A 20,234-nucleotide genomic window follows, 5' to 3' on the forward strand; every position below is an offset into this window, starting at 1 on the left:
GACGGCGCCCGGCGCCCTCCCCTTCCGAACGCCCGACCAGCGTGGAATTCCGTCGGCTACACGCCGACGTGCTTCTGGTATCGCGCGATGGCGGAGAACCCTTCGACGTCGAGGCTGGCGCCTCCGACGAGCGCGCCGTCGACGTCCGCCTGACGCATGAAGCCGGCGATGTTGTCCGCCTTCACCGAGCCGCCGTACAGGATGCGCGTGGCCGCTGCCGCCTCGTCGCCGAGGTGCTCCGCGATCGTGTCGCGCAGTGCCTTGGCGACCTGCTGCGCCTGTTCCGGCGTCGCGGCCTGCCCCGATCCGATCGCCCAGACCGGCTCGTAGGCCACCACGAAGTCGGATCCCTTCGGGATCGACGCCAGCGCGACCTTCAGTTGGGCGACGGGCACAGCGCTGGCGCCGCGCGTCTCGAGGTCCTCGGCGGTCTCGCCGACGCAGATCAACGGGACGACTCCCGCGCCGATGGCCGCCGCGGTCTTCGCCGCGACGATCTCGTCGGTCTCACCGTGCAGCGTGCGGCGCTCGGAGTGTCCGATGATCACGTAGGCGCAGTCCAGCTGGGCGAGGAACGGAGCCGCGATCTCGCCGGTGAACGCCCCGGAGGCGTGCTGGCTGACGTCCTGCGCCCCGTAAGCGATCTGCAGCTTGTCGCCCGACACGAGGGTCTGCACGCTGCGCAGGTCGGTGAACGGCGGGAAGACCGCCACCTCGACGGCACCGAAGTCGTGGCGGGCGTCCTTGAGACTCCATGCCAGCTTCTGCACGAACGCGATGGCCTGCAGGTGGTTGAGATTCATCTTCCAGTTGCCGGCGATGAGCGGAGTGCGTCCGCCCGTTGTCACGCTTGCCATCCGAGTACCTCCAGTCCGGGGAGGGACTTGCCCTCGAGGAATTCGAGGCTCGCGCCGCCTCCGGTCGAGATGTGGCCGAACTGGTCGTCGTCGAATCCGAGCGCGCGCACAGCGGCCGCGGAGTCCCCACCGCCGACCACGCTCAGGCCGCGGGTCTCGGTCAGCGCCTGCGCGACAGCACGCGTGCCGTCTGCGAACGGTGCCAGTTCGAAAACGCCCATCGGGCCATTCCAGAACACCGTGACGGATTCGCGGATGATCTCCGCGAACTTCGCCGCGGTCTCCGGTCCGATGTCCAGGCCCAGGCCGGCGGATCCCCATGGCGAATCCTCGATGGAGGATGCTGGGCGTACCTCGTGCTCGGCATCCGCCCCGAACTTCGAGGCGACGACGACGTCGGTCGGCAGGATGAGCTCGACGCCCAGCTCCTCGGCCTTCTCGAGGTAGCCGCGGACGGTCTCGATCTGGTCGGATTCGAGCAGGCTGGAGCCCACCTTGTGCCCCTGCGCGGCGAGGAAGGTGAAGAGCATGCCGCCGCCGATGAGCAGCGTGTTCACACGCGGCAGCAGGTGGCCGATGACGCCGAGCTTGTCGGAGACCTTCGAACCGCCCAGCACGACCGTGTAGGGACGCTCTGGGCTGCCGGTGAGGCGATCGAGCACCTCGAGCTCGGCAGCGATGAGCAGTCCGGCAGCACTGGGAAGCGCCTTGGCGAGTTCGTAGACGCTGGCCTGCTTACGGTGCACGACACCGAATCCGTCGGACACGAAAGCGTCGCCGAAGGCGGCGAGCTTCGCCGCGAACGTCGAGCGCTCCTCCTCCGATTTGCTCGTCTCCTCCGGGTTGAAACGGAGGTTCTCGAGCACGGCGACATCGCCGTCCGCCAGGGATGACACGGCATCCTTCGCGGATTGACCGACGGTGTCGGAGGCGAACCGAACGGGTTTGCCGAGCAGCTCCCCCAGCCGCTTCGCGACCGCGCCGAGGCTGTACTTCGGATCGGGAGCGCCGTCTGGACGTCCCAGGTGCGAGACGACGACGACGCGGGCGCCCTGGTTCGTGAGGGCGTTGATGGTGGGCAGCGACGCACGGACACGGCCGTCGTCCGTGATCTCCCCGTCCTTCAGAGGGACGTTGAGATCACAACGGACGACGACCGTGCGGCCGGCGAGCGAACCCAGTGAGTCGAGAGTGCGGAGCGTCACCGGAGTTCCTTCGTGGTGGACTAGAGGCGCTCGGCCACGTACTCGGTGAAGTCGACGAGACGGTTCGAGTAGCCCCACTCGTTGTCGTACCAGCTCGAGATCTTGACCAGGTTGCCGCTGACGTGGGTCAGGGTGGAGTCGAAGATCGACGAGTGCGGGTTGCGCTGGATGTCGGTGGAGACGATCGGGTCCTCGTTGTACTCGAGGATGCCCTTCAGGCGACCCTCGGACGCCGCGGCCTTGAACGCCGCGTTGATCTCGTCGACGGTCAGGTTCTCGCGCGACGTGACGAGCGTGAGGTCGACGATCGAGCCGGTGGGAACCGGAACGCGGTACGAGGAGCCGTTCAGCTTGCCGTTCAGTTCGGGCAGCACGAGGCCGATGGCCTTGGCTGCGCCCGTCGAGGCAGGGACGATGTTGATGGCGGCGGCGCGAGCGCGGCGCGGGTCGCTGTGCGGGCCGTCCTGAAGGTTCTGGTCGGCGGTGTAGGCGTGCGCGGTCATCATGAATCCGCGCTCGATGCCGAACTCGTCGTTGAACACCTTCGCCAGAGGGGCGAGGCAGTTCGTCGTGCAGGAGGCGTTGGACAGGATGTCCATGGTCGCCGGGTCGTACAGATCCTCGTTGACGCCGACGACGAACGTTCCGTCGTCACCGCTGGCGGGAGCCGAGATGATGACCTTCTTGGCGCCGGCGGCGAGGTGCTTGCGGGCATCCTCTGCCTTGGTGAAGCGTCCGGTGGACTCGATGACCACGTCGACGCCGAGGTCGCCCCAGCCGAGGTTCGCAGGGTCGCGCTCGGCGAGGACCTTGATGGCCTTGCCGTTCACGATGATGCTGTCGCCCTCGACCTCGACGGTCGCGTCGAGACGGCCGCCGACCGAGTCGTACTTGAGGAGCTGTGCCAGAGCCGCCGGATCGGTGAGGTCGTTGACGGCGACGATGTCGAGGTCGCTGCCCTTCGCCAGTGCTGCGCGGAAGTAGTTGCGACCGATGCGGCCGAACCCGTTGATGCCGATCTTCACGGACACGGAGATCTCCTGTTACTGGGGCGCCGTTCGGCGCTGGATTGCGATAAGGGAACGAACGGACGACGGTGTCCCGGGCGGATCCCACCCGGGACACCTACCCGCTAAGACAGTAGCAGCAGGCCCGACGTCTTTTCGCGGGCCTTGGTGAAGCGCTCCTGCACGTCACCCCAGCCCACGATGTTCCAGAACGCCTTGACGTAGTCCGCCTTGACGTTGCGGTAGTCGAGGTAGAACGCGTGCTCCCACATGTCCAGCATGAGGAGCGGCACGGTGGCCGTTGCGAGGTTGCCCTGGTGGTCGTAGAGCTGCTCGATGATCAGCTTCTGTCCGAGGGAGTCCCAGGCGAGGATCGACCAGCCGGAGCCCTGGATACCGAGAGCCGACGCCGTGAAGTGGGCGCGGAACTTGTCGAACGATCCGAAGAACTCGTCGATCGCGGAGGCCAGTTCGCCCGTCGGCTTGTCGCCGCCGTCCGGAGACAGGTTGGTCCAGAACACCGTGTGGTTCACGTGGCCGGCGAGATTGAACGCGAGGTCCTTCTGCAGCTTGTTCACGTAGGTCAGGTCGTCGGCGTCACGCGCTTCCTGGAGCTTCGCGATGGCGGTGTTCGCCCCGTCGACGTATGCCTTGTGGTGCTTGTCGTGGTGGAGCTCCATGATCGTCCCGCTGATGCTCGGCTCGAGCGCCGAGTAGTCGTAGGGAAGATCAGCGAGCGTGTAGTCAGCCATTCACTCTCTCCTCGTTCTTCGAGCGCGATGCGAGGGCCGCACCGCGGTCTGAGCAACGTTTCCACTCTAGTGAGACGGCACCGCGCGCGGCGGAGCGGGCCTGTGGTGCACCGCGGGAGGTCAGAGGGCGCGGGATGGTGTCGCGCGGGGCGTTGGCCCCTCTTGGAGGCGGCGGCGTGCACGCCGCCGGTGGTGTGGTCTCAGGAAGTCGACGGCAGCGCGCCGGGCAGGGACCGGCGAATTCATGGGGATGTGAGCCGCTCCTGGAGGCGGCGGCGTGCACGCCGCCGGTGGTGTGGTCGCAGGAAGTCGACAGCGGCGCGCCGGGCAGGGACCGGCGCGCAAGAAAGCTCAGAGGTCGAGGTCGGCGGGGAGGTTGGCTTCGGTGCCAGGGATGCCGAGCTCGATGGCGCGCTTGTCGGCCATGGCGAGCAGGCGGCGGATGCGGCCGGCCACGGCATCTTTCGTCATCGGCGGGTCTGCATGGTGGCCGAGCTCGTCGAGACTGGCGTCGCGGTGCGCGAGACGGAGCTCGCCCGCGTAGCGCAGGTGGTCGGGCATCGTCGGTCCGAGGATCTCCATGGCTCGCTCGACACGGGCGCACGCTGCGACGGCGGCCTGAGCGGACCGGCGCAGGTTCGCGTCGTCGAAGTTGACGAGGCGGTTGGCGGTAGCCCGCACCTCGCGGCGCTGGCGGAGCTCTTCCCAGGTGCGAACGGTGCCATCGGCGCCCATGCGCGTGAGCATGGCGCTGATCGCCTCGCCGTCGCGGATGACGACCCGATGCACCCCGCGCACCTCGCGCGCCTTCGCCGGCACCCCGAGCCGACCAGCAGCTCCGACGAGGGCCATCGCGGACTCGTTGCCGGGGCAGGTGATCTCCAGCGCAGCGGAGCGGCCGGGATCGGTGAGCGAACCGTGTGCCAGGAAGGCTCCGCGCCAGACGGCGGCGAGGTCTTCCTTCGATCCGGTCGTGAGCCTGTTCGGCAGACCACGGATAGGTCGGCGGTGCTGATCGAGGAGTCCGGTCTGCCTGGCCAGCGTCTCGCCGCCGTCGAGCACCCGAACCGTGTACACGGTGGTCTTGCGGATGCCGCTCGCCGACGTCACTGACACCTCGCTGCGCACTCCGTACAGCTCGGCGAGTGCCTTGCGCACGTGCCTGGCCAGGCCGGGCGAGTCCAGTTCGGCCTCGACGGCGATGCGACCGGAGATGAGGTGAAGTCCACCGGCGAGACGCAGGATGGTGGCGAGTTCCGCCGCGCGCACCGTGTTCTTGCCCGCCTCAACGCCGAGGAGTTCTTCTTTGACGTCAGCGGTCAGTGCCAATCGCGTGGGTCCGTTCTGTGTTTCGTGCATGGTCGCCGGGTGCGGCAGAGGAGCAGCGCTCAGTGCCCGTCATTCCCGGCCGAGGTCGCGATGCTTGATCGAGACCGCCACGCCGGGAGCATCGCGCAACCGTGCAGCCAAAGCCTCCGCAATGCAGACGGAGCGATGCTTACCCCCAGTGCAGCCTACCGCGATGGTTGCGTGCCTCTTGTTCTCACGCCGATACCCCTCGAGCACTGGACGCAGTGCACGCGAGTAGTCGTCGACGAAATCCAGGGCCCCTGGCTGGTCGAACACGTAGTCGCGCACGGGCGCGTCGAGTCCGGTCAGCGGCCGCAATTCCGGCTGCCAGAACGGATTCGGCAGGAACCGGGCGTCGGCGACCATGTCGGCGTCCGGCGGCAGTCCGTATTTGAAGCCGAAGCTGAGTAGCGTGAGCTGGATGTCTGCCGCGTTCTCCGCGGAGAAGATCTGGTTGATCTCGACCGCTAGCTGGTGGATGTTCAGGTCGGACGTGTCGATGATGATGTCCGCCGACTCGCGGAGCTCGCGCACCCGTGCCCGTTCGGCCATGATCCCGTCGAGGATCGTGCCTGAAGCCTGAAGCGGATGCGGACGGCGAACGGATTCGAAGCGGCGCACGAGCGCGGCATCCGTCGCATCCAGGAAGAGCACTCGCACCTGCGTTCCGCTGCGCAACGACTGGAGCATGTCTTGCAGGTCGGAGAAGAAGCCCCTCCCCCGAACATCGACGACGGCCGCAATGCGCGGCAGTGTCGATCCGGCACGCGCCACGAGGTCGATGAGCGGCCGCAGCATCTGAGGCGGCAGGTTGTCGACGACGTACCAGTCGAGGTCCTCGAGTGCGTTCGCCACGGTGGATCGTCCTGCCCCGGACATGCCAGTGACGACCAGCAGTTCTTGGTGCTGGCCCTCTGTTTCCGTCTGCTCCTCGCTCATCCCCCGCCTCGGATCGAGAATCGACTGTCTCTCAACCCTACGGGGTGTTGGGCGATCAGCGGCTGGAAGCGGTGCGCTCGGCGACCGCGGATTCGTCGGATACCACCTGTGCGTGCGGGGATTCCGGTCGTGATGCGGTGTTCTCGGTCTCGGTGTGCAGGGTGGAATGGATCGTCGCGGCCAGCGTCGGTCCGATCCCCTTCACCTCGGCGATGAGCTCTGGCGTCGCCTGCCGCAGGCGCGCGACCGAGCCGAAGTGCTTCAACAGCTCTCTCACGCGCGCAGGGCCGAGTCCTGGGATGTCGGCGAGCGTCGACGAGATGTCCCGACGTCGCTTCGCTCGCTGATAGGTGATCGCGAAGCGGTGCGCCTCATCGCGGATGCGCTGCACGAGGAACAGCGCGTCGCTGTTGCGCGGCAGGATGACCGGGAAGTCGGAGTCCGGAAGCCAGAGCTCTTCGAGGCGCTTGGCGATGCCTGCCAGCTGGATGCCGGTGACACCGGATTCCTCGAGGGCGCGCCGCGCTGCAGCGACCTGCGGCTGCCCGCCGTCCACGAGAAGGAGCTGCGGTGGGTAGGAGAACTTCCGCGGGCGGCGTCCCACTTCGGGAAGATCGGACTCCGCCTGCTCGGCCTCTGCAGACTCCCCGACAGCTGCGTTCTCGCCGGCGTTCTCGACGGATACCAAGGCGGCAGCCGTGTCGAGCTCATCGTCGAACGATCCGTCTCTGCCATCAGGACGCAGGTACGCGAGACGCCGCGTGAGCACCTGGTAGATGGACTCGGTGTCATCGGTGGACGCCGGAATGCTGAACCGGCGGTACTGATCTTTGCGGGGCAGTCCGTCTTCGAACACCACCATCGAGGCCACGATGTTCGTGCCGGAAAGGTGGGACACGTCGTAGCACTCCATGCGCAGCGGCGCTTCCGTCATGCCGAGCGCGTCGCGGATGTCCTCGAGCGCCTGCGACCTGGTGACGAAATCCGCGCTGCGCCGCGTCTTGTAGAGCATGAGAGCGTTCTTGGCGTTGGTCTCGGCTGTCTGCGCGAGCGCCGCCTTCTCCCCGCGCTGCGCAACGTGGAGCCGCACCTTCGATGGGGCGATCCCCCTGGTTCGCCGGGACTCGGCGTCCTCAGCCCGACGGCCTCCGAGCCACAGCTCGAGTTCGGCGGCATCGTCCGGCAGGACGGGGACCAGGATTTCCCGCGGCGGCGCGAACTCGCCATCGTAGGCATTCTCGAGCACGGTCTCGATCAGCTCCGCGACCTCGACGTCGAGTTCCTTGTCGACGACCCAGCTGCGCGTACCGCGGATACGTCCACCCCGAACGATGAACTGCTGAACGGCTGCGGCGAGCTCGTCGTCGGCGATGCCGAAGACGTCGACGTCGACGTCCTCGGAGAACACAACTGCGGTCTTCTCCATGACGGCGCGCATGGCCTGGATGCTGTCACGGTAGCGCGCGGCCGCTTCGTATTCCTGCTGCCCGGCGGAGTCGCGCATCCGCTGCTCGAGGGCACGGATGTAGCTCGTGTCGTTGCCTGCCATGAACGACACGAAGTCGTCGGCGACCTCGCGGTGCTCCTCTTGTGTCACGCGGCCGACGCACGGCGCGACGCACTTGCCGATGTCGCCGAGCAGGCAGGGGCGTCCGGTCAGCTCCGCCCGCCGATACACGCCGTCGGAGCAGCTGCGCATCGGGAACGCCTTGAGCATGAGGTCGAGCGTCTCGCGGATGGCCCACACCTTCGTGTACGGGCCGAAGTAGCGCGCCCCCGCGATCTTGCGGTTGCGCGTCACCATGGCGCGAGGGATGTCGTCTGCCAGGGTGACCGCGAGATACGGATAGGTCTTGTCGTCGCGGAACTGCACGTTGAACGGAGGGTTGAACTCCTTGATCCACGTGTACTCGAGCTGCAACGCCTCGAACTCGTTTGCGACGACCGTCCACTCGACGCTCGCCGCTGTCGTCACCATGCGGCGGGTGCGGTCGTGCAGGTTGCGCAACGGCTGGAAGTAGTTGCTCAGCCTGGCGCGCAGGTTCTTCGCCTTGCCGACGTAGAGGACCCGCTTCGTGGCATCCCTGAACCGGTAGACGCCCGGCTCCGTCGGGATCTCGCTCGTCTTGGGACGATAGGCGACGGTGTCTGCCATCGCGGCTCAGGCGGTCTTCTGCTCGGGGCGGGCGTCGGCATCCAGGATCTCGCGCAGGAAGACGCCGGTGTGACTGCCCTTCACCCTTGCGATCTTCTCGGGAGTGCCCGTCGCGATCACCTTGCCGCCTCCTGAGCCCCCCTCGGGCCCGAGATCGATGATCCAGTCGGACGATTTCACGACGTCGAGGTTGTGCTCGATGACGATGACCGTGTTGCCCTTGTCGACCAGGCTGTTCAAGACCTCGAGCAACTTGCGCACGTCCTCGAAGTGCAGGCCCGTCGTCGGCTCGTCGAGCACGTAGACGCTGCGACCGTTGCTGCGCTTCTGCAGCTCAGTGGCGAGTTTGACGCGCTGGGCCTCGCCGCCGGACAGCGTCGTGGCGCTCTGGCCGAGCCGCACGTAGCCGAGTCCGACGTCGACGAGCGTCTGCAGGTAGCGGTGGATGGCCGTGATGGGACGGAAGAACTCGGCGGCCTCCTCGATCGGCATGTCGAGGACCTCCGCGATGTTCTTGCCCTTGTAGTGCACCTGCAGCGTGTCGCGGTTGTACCGCGCTCCCCCGCACACCTCGCACGCCACATAGACGTCGGGCAGGAAGTTCATCTCGATCTTGATCGTGCCGTCGCCGGAGCACGCCTCGCAGCGTCCGCCCTTGACGTTGAAGCTGAATCGTCCCGGCAGGTAGCCCCTGGCCTTCGCCTCGGCGGTCTCGGCGAAGAGCGTACGGATGCGGTCGAAGACGCCCGTGTACGTTGCCGGATTCGAACGCGGGGTGCGTCCGATCGGCGCCTGGTCGACGTGCACCACCTTGTCGAGGTTGTCCGTTCCGAGGACGCGCGTGTGCTTGCCCGCCACCTTGCGCGCCCCGTTCAGCCGGTTGGCGAGCACTCGATACAGGATGTCGTTCACCAGCGACGATTTGCCCGACCCGCTGACGCCCGTGACCGAGACGAACACGCCGAGAGGGAAGTCCACTGTGACGTTGCGCAGGTTGTTGGCGTTGGCCCCGACCACCCGGAGCATCCGCTCGGGATCGACGGGACGACGACGCCGCGGCGTCTCGATGACCCGACGACCGGCGAGGTAGTCGCCGGTCAGCGACTCCGTGTTGTCGAGAAGGTCGTCATACGTTCCGGAGTGCACGACGCGGCCGCCGCCCTCGCCGGCGCCCGGTCCGATGTCGACGATCCAGTCCGCGGTGCGGATGGTGTCTTCGTCGTGCTCGACGACGATGAGCGTGTTGCCCAGGTTGCGCAGTGCGACGAGGGTCTCGATGAGGCGCCTGTTGTCGCGCTGGTGCAAGCCGATGCTCGGCTCGTCGAGCACGTACAGCACACCGGTGAGACCGGAGCCGATCTGAGTGGCGAGGCGGATGCGCTGCGCCTCTCCCCCGGACAGCGTGGCCGCAGCCCGCGCCATGCTCAGGTAGTTGAGGCCCACCTGGATGAGGAAGTCCAGCCGCACCTTGATCTCGCGCAGCACCTGGGCTGCAATGACCTGCTCGCGCTCGGTGAGGTCGAGCTTGTTCATGAACGCCCTGGCGTCGGCGAGGCTCAGGTCGGCGACATCCGCGATGCTGTGGCCGTGGATCAGCACGGCGAGCACCTCCGGCTTGAGTCGCTTGCCCTGGCACACCGGGCACGGGACCTCACGGAGGTACTCCGACCAGCGCTGCCGCTGCGTGTCGGAGTCGGCCTGGAGGTACTGGCGCTCGATGTACGGGACGACGCCCTCGAAGCCCGAGGTGTAACTGAGCTCACGACCGTAACGGTTGCGCCACTTGACCTTGACCTTGAAGTCCTTGCCGCGCAGGATCGCGTCGCGCACGCCGCGCGGCAGCTCATCCCACGGCGTCTGGAGGTCGAAGTCGAGGTCGCGCGACAGACCGTCGAGCAGCTTGTCGTAGTACTGGTACAGACCCTTGCCCTGCGTGCTCCACGGAAGGATCACGCCCTCGGTGATGCTCAGCGTCTGGTCGCCGAGGAGCAGCTCCTCGTCGACGGACATGCGGGTTCCGAGTCCGGAGCACTCGGGACAGGCGCCGAAGGGGGCGTTGAACGAGAAGGTGCGCGGCTCGATCTCGGTGAGCTGGATCGGGTGGCCGTTCGGGCACGCGAGCTTCTCGCTGAAGTTGCGCGTGGCATCCGGTCCGGACTCGTCGACGAACGAGACGGTGACGAGGCCGTCGGTCAGCCGGAGCGCCGTCTCGAGCGAATCGGTGAGCCGGGTGAGGATGTCGGGGCCCGCGACCAGGCGGTCCACCACGACCGAGATGTCGTGCTTGTACTGCTTCTTGAGTGTCGGAGGGCTGGAGAGTTGGATCTGCTCGCCGTCCACCATGGCACGCGAGTAACCGGACGCCGACAGCTCGGCGAAGAGGTCGACGAACTCGCCCTTCTTCTGCTTCACCACCGGACTGAGCACCAGGTAACGCGTACCGGACTCGAGTTCCATGAGCTGATCGGCGATCTGCTGCACGGTCTGCCGCTGGATTCTCTCCCCGCAGACGGGACAGTGCGGAACGCCGATGCGCGCCCACAGAAGACGCATGTAATCGAAGATCTCGGTGATCGTGCCCACCGTGGACCGGGGGTTGCGGTTGGTGGACTTCTGGTCGATGGAGACCGCCGGGCTGAGTCCCTCGATGAAATCGACATCGGGACGGTCCACCTGGCCCAGGAATTGGCGCGCGTAGGCCGAGAGGGACTCCACGTAACGCCGCTGCCCCTCGGCGAAGATCGTGTCGAAGGCGAGGGACGATTTGCCGGACCCGGAAAGACCGGTGAAGACGACGAGGGAATCACGAGGGATCTCGACGTCGACGTTGCGGAGATTGTGCACGCGGGCACCGCGAACGCTCAGTTTGGAGTGGGATTCCACTTTCGAGATCGACACCCGAAAAGTCTAGGTAAGGGCACCGACATTTTCCGGCGTGTGCGCTCAGGGCGGAGACGGACCGCCCCATAGGCGCGGATCCCGGTGACATCGACGCGACCGATCGCACGCGAAACGGGAATGTCGGTGGTCGTCGATACTGTGCCGTCATGGCGGCGATGGCAGATGACGGGTGCGGCCTGGACGACAGGCTGGAGCACGAGCTCTTCAGCAGAAGCGTGGCATCGGTGATGCTGCAGCAAACGGTGCGGCCGGCGGTGCCGAGGCAGGCTCGAGGCCGACAGGATGCCCTTCGGCACGTACCTGATCGGCACGAGCTGATCCGGCGAGAGCTGAGTTCGCAGGAACAGATTCGACACGAACGGGGCGGACACGAGCTCGTTCCGCAGGGACTGATGCCGCAGACGCCGCGGCGTCAGGCAAGCGGGCGGCTGAGCGATGTCGCACGGCGCGACGCAGTGCGTGAACATGCGTCACTCCATCGCGCCGTCGCCGCGCGCTTCCGCGAGAGCGTCAGCGCCGCCTGACGACGAGGAAGGCGGCAACCCCGACCGCCAGTACCGCCAGCACTGCGAAGACACCGGGGAGAACGGCGGAGCGCAGGCCGCCGGACGACGACAGCACCAGGGTGGCGGCGAGCACGGCCTGAGTGGGCACCTGGATGACGATCCAGCGCCTCAGCGGCCGGCCGAGAGCCCGAACCTGCATGCGTCCGACCGGCTCGACGACGAGAGTCATCGCCCCGAGCACGTGCAGGAGATGCACGACAGCGAGCACCGCATACGGATGCCAGTCGGCGGCATCCGCAGGACGCGCGAGTTGCGCCAGACCGATCACGAGCGCCGCGCCCCACGCCGCCAGGCTCGCCGGAAGCACGGTGCCCAGCAGGGCGAGCCCCGCGGAGATGACGGTGAAGGGTTCCGGCACCAGAAGGAACGAGGCCGCACCGCCGACGAGCGCGACGAGCAGGCGGGGAGTGATGGACGGCATCCAGGCGCCGATGGCGATGACGCTGTGCGGACGCCGCTGAGAGTGATCGGTCATGGCCGCCTCCGTTGCCGGGTGAGGGCGCGCAGCGCCGTGAGACGGGACTCGGCGTCGGCGTCCCAGCGAAGGCGATCTGCGCCGACCGCGAAAAGGTCGTGCAGGCGGTCGTCTCTGCGGCCGAGCACGACCCGGAGCGCCGTCAGGCGCTCGCGCGACAGGTCGTCGGTGATCAGCCTAGGCAGCGTGTCGACAGCGATGACCCGGTGTCCGGCCGCCCTCCACAACTGGGCGAGGTGTCCAGGATCGTCGTCGAGGAACGGCGAGAGCACGAAGACGAGAGCCCCAGGGGCCACCTGCGGCGTCCTCGCCCGTGCGAATCCACGCGGATGCGCGGACACCCTGGCGATCGCCGCGCGGAGGAGTTCGCGGTGCCGGGCTCCTGCACCGCGCCGCACGGATCCTCTTGCGCGGGAGAGCACCTGGAATGACACGGAGTCCCCGGCATCGAGATACCCGCAGGTGAGGCTCCACGCCGCCTCGCGTGCGACGTCGAGTGTGGTGTTGCCGCCGACAGCAGGATCGCCGAACGGCCACGTGCTGACGCGCTCCCCGACGTCGGTGTCGTCGTCGATCACGATCGCGACGTGCGCGTCGGACGTCGCATGCGTGCGACGGACGAACAGGTCACCCGGACTGCGGGTCAGTCTCGCGGTCGCCTTCCAGTCGATCCTGCGGAGACGGTCGCCTGCCACGAACGGGTGGATGTCGCGGAACTCCCCGCCGTCGCCCGGACGGGACGAATCGTGGGTACCGGTGAGTCCGCGAAGCCGGGAGGGCAGCGGCAGCGACCGGAGATCCACCGCCACCGGCTCGACGACGATCCTGGAGGCCACCTCGTCGGCCGGTCCGCTGACCCGCACCGCGTCGGCCGAGGCCTCGCGGAATGTGACCGCGAGCAGTTCCTGGTCTCCGGTGTGGAGCACGGGGATGTCGACGCGCACGTCTCGCGCGCCCGACGCCAGAGTGACGCGGCGCAGCTCGGAACCCATGGCGGTGAGGCGAAGTGTCGCGAAGTCGGTGTCCGCAGCAGTCTGCACGTGGATCTCGGCATCCACTCGACCCGCGTGCCGCTTCCCCATCGCGATCCGGGCGGATCCGGCCGCCGCGCGTGGTTTCGACGCGGCGACGCCGACGGCGGTGATCAGCGTGAGCGCGACGACCAGGACATCCGCGCGCCCCAGGATGACGGACGTCACGGTGAGGATGAGCGCAACGGCGATCCCGGCCGCGACGACCGGCGATCGCAGGGTCTTCACGACACGCCGGCGGTGCGGGACACCGCCGGCGGACCGGCGACGGCGTCGACGAGGCCGCCGACCACGGATTCCGGCAGCGTGCCTGCCGCCCAGGCGGCAGGCGTGAGCGTGAGCCGGTGCGCAAGGGCCGGCACGGCGACGGCCTTCACGTCGTCGGGCGTGACGAAGTCGCGTCCGTCGATCACGGCCAGGGCCCGCGCGACGAGCATGAGCGCCTGGGATCCGCGAGGCGATGCGCCGACTTCGACGGAGCGGTCAGCACGAGTGGCGGCGGCGAGGTCGACGCAGTAGCGGAGGATGTCGGGGTCGACGTGGAGCCGTTCGACGCCGGCCTGCATCGCCGCCAGGCCGGCGGCATCCGTCACCGGATCCACCGTCGTCGCCTCCGTGCGCCTGGCCAACCGGTTGCCGAGGATGCGCTCCTCCTGCTCCCGCTCCGGATACCCGACGGAGAGTCGCACGAGGAAGCGGTCCAGCTGGGCTTCTGGCAGCGCGTAGGTACCCTCGTACTCGATCGGATTCGCCGTTGCGATCACATGGAACGGCGCCGGCAGCGCGAAGCTGTTGCCCTCGACCGTGACCTGATGCTCCGCCATCGCCTCGAGGAGGGCCGACTGCGTCTTGGGCGCCGTGCGGTTGAGCTCGTCGGCGAGGAGGAGCCCGGTGAAGACTGGGCCTGGCCGGAAGACGAAGTCGCCGCTGGCCGGCGCATAGACGTACGACCCGGTGATGTCAGCCGGGAGCAGGTCGGGCGTGCACTGAAGCCTGCGGAACGGCAGCCCCATCGCGGCGGCGAGACTGCGCGCGGCGAGCGTCTTGCCGAGGCCCGGCACGTCCTCGAACAGCACGTGCCCACCCGCGAGGATGGCCGCCAAGGCGATCCGCAGCGGTGTGTGCTGGCCTATCACCACTTCCTCAACGGCAGCAAGGATGCGCCCTGCGCGCTCCGAGATCTCCTCAGCGCTGAGCGTCTCGGCGCTGGGTGTCTCGGCGGCGGGCGGCTCGGCGCTGTGCGATCCCGTGCCCGCCTGCACTGCGCGAGGTTCCTGGATGCGGCCGTCCGGGCCGAGGATGTCGTCGCCTTCGTTCACGTTCGTGCGGGTCCTTCCGTGGTGCGTACCGCTCGGGGGGTCACCAGCGCGCCTTGTGCGCCGAGGACGTCCAGTGCGTCCAGGCACTGTTCGACGGCGCGCAGCGAGGGCATGATGCCGTGGTGCGGGGTGAGTGTGGCGTATGCGCTCTGCCCGATGAGTGCAACGATGCGCTCTCGGTCGGCCGGATCGCCGAGCCGCAGTTCGTGCCGGTCCAATCGAGACTGTGCGAGGGCCCGTACCGCCGCGAATCCCTGTTCCCGCACCGAGCCGCGGTTCTGTTGGAACATCGGGGCGAGACGTGCGACATCCGTTCGTGATCCTGGGCGGGGCTCTCGCGACGGGGTGGCCCAGACGAGCGACGATTCGTCGTCCGAGCGGAAGACGCCCCACATCACGCAGATCAGTGCGAGGAGCACGCCCATGGCAGCGGCGAACCAGGCGTCGACGCCCAACAGCCACAGGCCGGCGCCGAGGATCAAGCCGGCCACCGACGAGCCGACGATTCGTCGTACGGTCATCGGATGCCCTCTGTGCCGACCGAATGCCAGGATGCCCGGAGCGCGAGCAGGCACGCGCGAGCCGTGTCGACATCCGCTGCCATCGCGGGATGCGCACCGAACCGCACACCCTGGTAGAGGCGGAGCAGCCGAGTCGCTGCAGCGTCGTCGGCGCCGATGCGGCTGATGATGCGTGCCGTGTACTCGGCAGGCGTCTCCGACGGACGGCGTCGCACGCCGGAGTCGGCGGCGGCCTCCTGCAGGCCGAGCCACGCCGCGACGATCGCGTCGCCTGGCTCTCGAGGCTCATCCACGAGCTGGAGTGCGCGGGCGATGCCCCGCGCGACGGCGGGTGCCGGGTCGGACTCCTCGAGCTCCTCCTCGGCCGGCGTCTCGGCGAGGGCGACGGCGCCGGATGCCGCGTCGTGGGTCAGGCGGTCGCCTCGTCTGCTCAGCAGTCGCCACAGCAGATAGGCGAGCAGGATCGCCGCAATGATCGCCAGAACGATGAGCACTTTCGGCGCGACGGTCGCCACGATCGAGGACTGCGTGTGCTGCGGATTCGCAGGCGCACCTGTACGCGGCACGACCGTCGGTGCGATGTGCACGGGACTCTCGGTCGGTGGGATCCAGGGCGGTGCACCGATGCGGATCGGTCCGGCGACGAGCACCGCGAAGACGGCCACGAGGCCGAGGACGACCGGCAGGATGACGGCGACCGCTCGGGTCCGACCTGTGCCGACGTCACTGCCCACGCGACAACGCTAGCGCGTGTTCACACGCTCGCCGTGCGCCCTCGTCCCCGCGCGGATGACACGGATCGCCTCGGCGTGCGTCACGCCGTCGTTGACGATGTACGAGCCCTGCACCAGGATCGGACGGATGCCGGCGCCCGCCGCACCCTCGACATCCGCAACGGGATTGTCGCCGATGAGCCAGACCTCGTCCGGATGGCCGAACTCCAGCAGGGCATGACGGAAGATCCCCGCATTCGGCTTCTCCCAGCCGATGGCCGCTGAGGTGAACACGCGCTCGAAGTAGTCGCCGAGGCTGAGGCTGTCGACGATCTCCGGCAGCTCCGGAACGTGATTGCTGAGGATGGCCTGCCGTGCGCCGGCATCGCGGAGGGTCTCCAGCGCCGTCCTGGCCTCGGGGATGACGCGCCACGTGTCCGGGTCCCTGAAGCGCGGACGCACGCCGGTGACGGCGTCGTCGACTACGGAGACGGACACGCCCGCCGCGAGGTACGCCGCCCGCAGCACGGCGTCGATCGCCCGCCACCAGTCGTCGGGCCGGATGAGGTGCGTTCTGTCGATGCTCGTGTCCTGCCAGGGAAAGCCGTGCCGGAGATACAGCTCGAGACTTTCCGCCGTGAGGATGCTGTCCGGCTCGACTCGGAGGAGCGCGTCGATCATGCAGGAGGACCAGTGTCCTGGGCGTTCGGCGATGGTGCCGTCGAAGTCCCAGAAGACGACCGTTCCGCTCAGGTCGCGCCCACCGAGGTCGGAGAGCGCCGTCACGCGTGCCCCGCCTTCTCCATCTGGCGCAGGTCCCGTTTCAGGTCGGAGAGCTCATCGCGCAGCCGCGCTGCGAGCTCGAACTTGAGTTCGCCGGCCGCGGCGAGCATCTGGTCGTTGAGATCGGCGATCAGCGACTCTAGCTCCTGGGCACCCTCCGCGGCAATGCCCTCCCTGCGGAGGTTCGGCGTCGGCGCCTTCTTCTTCGATGATCCGTCGCGGGCGGCGAGCATCTTCTGCGTGTCGGCACCTTCGCGCGCCAGCACGTCGGTGATGTCGGCGATGCGTTTGCGAAGAGGCTGCGGGTCGATGCCGTTGACGGTGTTGTACTCGATCTGCCGTTCACGGCGACGATTGGTCTCCTCGATGGCGTTCCGCATCGAATCAGTGAGCACGTCCGCGTACATGTGCACCTCGCCCGACACGTTGCGGGCCGCGCGACCGATGGTCTGGATCAGCGACGTCGACGAGCGCAGGAAGCCCTCCTTGTCGGCGTCGAGGATGGCCACCAGCGACACCTCTGGCAGGTCGAGACCCTCGCGCAGCAGGTTGATGCCGACGAGCACGTCGTAGACGCCCTGACGCAGCTCCGTGAGCAGCTCGACGCGTCGCAGGGTGTCGACGTCCGAGTGCAGATAGCGCACCCGAACGCCCGCTTCGGCGAGGTAGTCGGTGAGCTCCTCGGCCATCTTCTTCGTCAGCGTCGTGACGAGCACCCGTTCGTTGCGCTCAACGCGCACACGGATCTCCTCGAGCAGGTCGTCGATCTGCCCCTTCGTGGGCTTCACGATCACCTGCGGGTCGACGAGGCCCGTCGGACGGATGATCTGCTCCACGATGCCGTCGGCGATGCCCAGCTCATAGCGTCCCGGGGTCGCCGACATGTACACCGTCTGGCCGATGCGCTGCGTGAACTCCTCCCACGTGAGCGGGCGGTTGTCGAGCGCGCTGGGGAGTCGGAAGCCGTGCTCAACGAGTGTGCGCTTGCGCGAGGCATCCCCTTCGTACATCGCCCCGATCTGCGGCACTGTCACATGCGACTCGTCGATGACGAGGAGGAAGTCCTCCGGGAAGTAGTCGAGCAGGCAGTGCGGCGCCTCGCCGGGCTGCCTGCCGTCGATGTGGCGCGAGTAATTCTCGATGCCCGAGCAGAAGCCGATCTGCTCCATCATCTCGATGTCGAACGTGGTGCGCATGCGCAGCCGCTGCGCTTCCAGCAGCTTGCCCTGCCGCTCGAGCTCTTCCAGCCGCTCAGCGAGCTCGGTCTTGATGGTGCCGATTGCGCGGTGCATGGTCGCGGGGCTGGCCGCGTAGTGCGTGGCGGGGAAGACGGAGACGGCGTCGAGCTGCTTGATCACTTCGCCGGTGAGCGGATGCAGCGAGTAGAGCGCCTCGATCTCATCGCCGAAGAGCTCGATGCGGATGGCGTGCTCCTCGTACATCGGGATGATCTCGATGGTGTCTCCGCGGACCCGGAACTTGCCGCGCGAGAAGTCGATGTCGTTGCGCTGGTACTGCATGTTCACGAACATGCGGATGATGTTGTCCCGCCCGATGTTGTCGCCCACCTGAAGGGCGGCCATGGCGTCGAGGTACTCCTCGGCGGCGCCAAGACCGTAGATGCACGACACGGTGGAGACCACGACCACATCGCGCCGGCTGAGCAGCGAGTTCGTCGTTGAGTGCCGCAGACGCTCCACCTCGGAGTTGATGGACGAGTCCTTCTCGATGAAGGTGTCCGTCTGCGGGACGTACGCCTCCGGTTGGTAGTAGTCGTAGTACGAGACGAAGTACTCGACAGCATTGTGCGGCATCAGGTCGCGGAATTCGTTGGCGAGCTGGGCCGCCAGCGTCTTGTTGTGCGACAGCACGAGGGTGGGACGCTGGACCTGTTCGATGAGCCAGGCGGCCGTCGCGGACTTGCCGGTTCCGGTTGCACCGAGCAGCACGACATCCGTCTCCCCCGCATTGATGCGGGCGGCGAGCTCCTTGATCGCTTGCGGCTGGTCGCCGTTCGGTGCGTATTCGCTCACGACCTCGAAGGGGCGCACGACTCGGGTCGGTTGCATGCGTTCCAGTCTAGGAAGACCCCCCGACGAACGTGCGGCAGGCGGCCACGGTGACGGTCGCGCTGCCTCTCGGTGCCGCGCTCGTCGCGCGCGGTGTCTGGTGGAATCCATGAGCACTCAGGAGACTGCTGACATGCGCATCAGGTGTACTTACGGTTAACAGGTACTTTCCGAAGAATGCTCTCAGCTACCGGCTATGGATCGAAACGATGACGATTACTGACACGAAACCGATGACGAAGCGGGGAACCCCCATCCTGTGGCACAGGCGACGAGGACGTGTGGTGGTGCTGCTCTGCATCATGTACTTCATCGCATACTTCGACCGGAACAACATCGCCACCGCCGGTCCGAGCATCATGAAGGAATTCGATCTCACCAATGCGCAGTTCGGACTCGCGGCCAGCGTCTTCGCTTTCTTCTACGCGCTGCTGCAGGTGTTCGGGGGCTGGATCGGCGAGAAGATCGGCCCGCGCCGTGGGCTCCTGATCCTCGGACTGCTGTGGGGGCTCTCCACGCTCTTCACCGGTCTCGCCGTCGGCCTCGTCACGCTGCTCGTGGCGCGCGCCATCCTCGGATTCAGCGAGTCGGCCACCTTCCCCACCGCCACTCAGGCGATGAGCCGGTGGGTGCCGAAGGATCGCAACGGGCTCGTGCAGGGCATCGTGCACTCGGCATCCCGGTTGGGAACGGCGCTCGCGCCGATCGCCGTCGCCGCGCTGATCCTGTGGAGCGGATGGCGCTCCTCCTTCATCTACGTCGGCATCCTGAGCATGCTGTGGGCGCTCATCTGGTACGCCATGTTCCGAGACCGCCCCAAAGACATGAAGGGCATCACGAAGCAGGAGCTCGCCGAGGTGCCGGATCTGCCGAACGCGGCCGACCTGCCTCCTGTGCCGTGGAAGCGGCTCATCCGCACGATCCTTCCTGTCACGCTCGTGGACTTCGCGTACGGCTGGGTCGCGTGGGTCTTCTTCACCTGGATCCCCACGCTGCTGTCGACCACCTACCACCAGGACGTCGCGAAGTACGGGCTCCTCACCTCGCTCATCCTCATCGGCGGCGTCGTCGGCGACACGCTGGGCGGTGTCGCGAGCGACTGGCTCATCCGGCGCGGCAGCCCGGCGAGAAGCGCTCGTCGCACGCTGCTGCTGATCGGCTTCATCGGCTCGGGCGTCTGCCTGATCCCGCTGGTCTTCACTCCCCCGCTCACCGTCACCGTCGTCGCGCTCTCGCTGTCGTTCTTCTTCCTCGAGTTGACGAACGCGCAGCTGTGGGCGATCCCGATGGATGTCGCACCCATGTGGTCGGGGACCGCGAGCGGCATGATGAACACCGGCTTCGGCGTTGCCGGCATCATCTCGCCGATCATCGTGGGTTCCATGGTCGACTGGACGGGCGGATTCGCCTGGCCGTTCGGCCTGTCGATCGGAATCCTGGTCGCCGCGACCCTGCTCGCCGCGCTGATGCGGCCGAAGCCCGTGCGACCGAACGTGTCGGCGGAGGACGCGGCGTTCACCGGGCAGGCGTAGCTTCGGCACGTGCAGCGGAACGGGATCCGATCACCAATGCCCGAACCATGCGGCTGAGC

The 20,234-nt window shown here is 67.5% G+C and carries 16 protein-coding genes; 1 reads left to right on the forward strand and 15 read right to left on the reverse strand.

Features of this window, described 5'->3' with window-relative positions; translation table 11 throughout:
- Positions 1-56 precede the first annotated feature (56 nt).
- The 15 genes from tpiA to uvrB all read right to left on the reverse strand — a co-directional run bounded on the left by tpiA (position 57) and on the right by uvrB (position 18,643).
- Positions 57-857: a triose-phosphate isomerase gene (tpiA, locus tag HII28_RS01245; protein ID WP_170023706.1), complete on the reverse strand. Its 801-nt coding sequence runs from the start codon at positions 855-857 to the stop codon at positions 57-59.
- Positions 845-2,062, reverse strand: coding sequence for a phosphoglycerate kinase (locus tag HII28_RS01250; RefSeq protein ID WP_170023708.1), 1,218 nt, complete (start codon positions 2,060-2,062; stop codon positions 845-847). Before HII28_RS01250 ends, tpiA begins: the two co-directional genes overlap by 13 nt.
- Positions 2,063-2,082: 20 nt before the next feature.
- Positions 2,083-3,093, reverse strand: a complete 1,011-nt coding sequence (gene gap, locus HII28_RS01255; RefSeq protein ID WP_170023710.1) for a type I glyceraldehyde-3-phosphate dehydrogenase — start codon at positions 3,091-3,093, stop codon at positions 2,083-2,085.
- 101 nt (positions 3,094-3,194) lie between these two features.
- The gene (locus HII28_RS01260; protein ID WP_170023712.1) at positions 3,195-3,821 is read right to left on the reverse strand and encodes a superoxide dismutase; all 627 of its coding nucleotides are present in this window, start codon (positions 3,819-3,821) and stop codon (positions 3,195-3,197) included.
- Between the two features lie 351 nt (positions 3,822-4,172).
- Positions 4,173-5,150, reverse strand: a complete 978-nt coding sequence (gene whiA / locus HII28_RS01265; protein WP_170025891.1) for a DNA-binding protein WhiA — start codon at positions 5,148-5,150, stop codon at positions 4,173-4,175.
- 69 nt (positions 5,151-5,219) lie between these two features.
- The gene (gene rapZ / locus HII28_RS01270; RefSeq protein ID WP_170023714.1) at positions 5,220-6,110 is read right to left on the reverse strand and encodes an RNase adapter RapZ; all 891 of its coding nucleotides are present in this window, start codon (positions 6,108-6,110) and stop codon (positions 5,220-5,222) included.
- Positions 6,111-6,165: 55 nt separating this feature from the next.
- Complete coding sequence (gene uvrC, locus HII28_RS01275; protein WP_170023716.1) at positions 6,166-8,265, reverse strand: excinuclease ABC subunit UvrC; 2,100 nt, start codon at positions 8,263-8,265, stop codon at positions 6,166-6,168.
- 6 nt (positions 8,266-8,271) lie between these two features.
- Positions 8,272-11,163 carry an excinuclease ABC subunit UvrA gene (uvrA, locus tag HII28_RS01280; RefSeq protein WP_170023718.1) on the reverse strand — a complete coding sequence of 964 codons (2,892 nt, stop codon included), beginning with the start codon at positions 11,161-11,163 and terminating at the stop codon, positions 8,272-8,274.
- 513 nt (positions 11,164-11,676) lie between these two features.
- Complete coding sequence (locus HII28_RS01285) at positions 11,677-12,207, reverse strand: hypothetical protein (protein ID WP_170023720.1); 531 nt, start codon at positions 12,205-12,207, stop codon at positions 11,677-11,679.
- A complete protein-coding gene (locus tag HII28_RS01290) occupies positions 12,204-13,466 on the reverse strand; it encodes a DUF58 domain-containing protein (RefSeq protein ID WP_170023722.1) in 1,263 nt (420 codons plus the stop codon). Before HII28_RS01290 ends, HII28_RS01285 begins: the two co-directional genes overlap by 4 nt.
- The gene (locus HII28_RS19990; protein ID WP_346769311.1) at positions 13,463-14,398 is read right to left on the reverse strand and encodes a MoxR family ATPase; all 936 of its coding nucleotides are present in this window, start codon (positions 14,396-14,398) and stop codon (positions 13,463-13,465) included. Before HII28_RS19990 ends, HII28_RS01290 begins: the two co-directional genes overlap by 4 nt.
- A 155-nt stretch (positions 14,399-14,553) precedes the next feature.
- Positions 14,554-15,078, reverse strand: a complete 525-nt coding sequence (locus tag HII28_RS19995) for a hypothetical protein (RefSeq protein WP_240977195.1) — start codon at positions 15,076-15,078, stop codon at positions 14,554-14,556.
- On the reverse strand, positions 15,075-15,812 hold the full coding sequence (locus tag HII28_RS20585) for a DUF4129 domain-containing protein (protein ID WP_170023726.1): 738 nt from the start codon (positions 15,810-15,812) through the stop codon (positions 15,075-15,077). Before HII28_RS20585 ends, HII28_RS19995 begins: the two co-directional genes overlap by 4 nt.
- A 9-nt stretch (positions 15,813-15,821) precedes the next feature.
- The gene (locus tag HII28_RS01305) at positions 15,822-16,577 is read right to left on the reverse strand and encodes an HAD-IA family hydrolase (protein ID WP_170023728.1); all 756 of its coding nucleotides are present in this window, start codon (positions 16,575-16,577) and stop codon (positions 15,822-15,824) included.
- Positions 16,574-18,643 carry an excinuclease ABC subunit UvrB gene (uvrB, locus tag HII28_RS01310; RefSeq protein WP_170023730.1) on the reverse strand — a complete coding sequence of 690 codons (2,070 nt, stop codon included), beginning with the start codon at positions 18,641-18,643 and terminating at the stop codon, positions 16,574-16,576. The genes HII28_RS01305 and uvrB overlap by 4 nt, the downstream gene beginning before the upstream one ends.
- A 209-nt stretch (positions 18,644-18,852) precedes the next feature.
- Between uvrB and HII28_RS01315 the strand changes: the two genes are divergently transcribed.
- Positions 18,853-20,175, forward strand: coding sequence for an MFS transporter (locus HII28_RS01315; RefSeq protein WP_170023732.1), 1,323 nt, complete (start codon positions 18,853-18,855; stop codon positions 20,173-20,175).
- Positions 20,176-20,234: the final 59 nt, after the last annotated feature.

It is taken from the genome of Planctomonas sp. JC2975, assembly GCF_012985205.1.
Taxonomy (GTDB): Bacteria; Actinomycetota; Actinomycetes; order Actinomycetales; family Microbacteriaceae; genus Humibacter.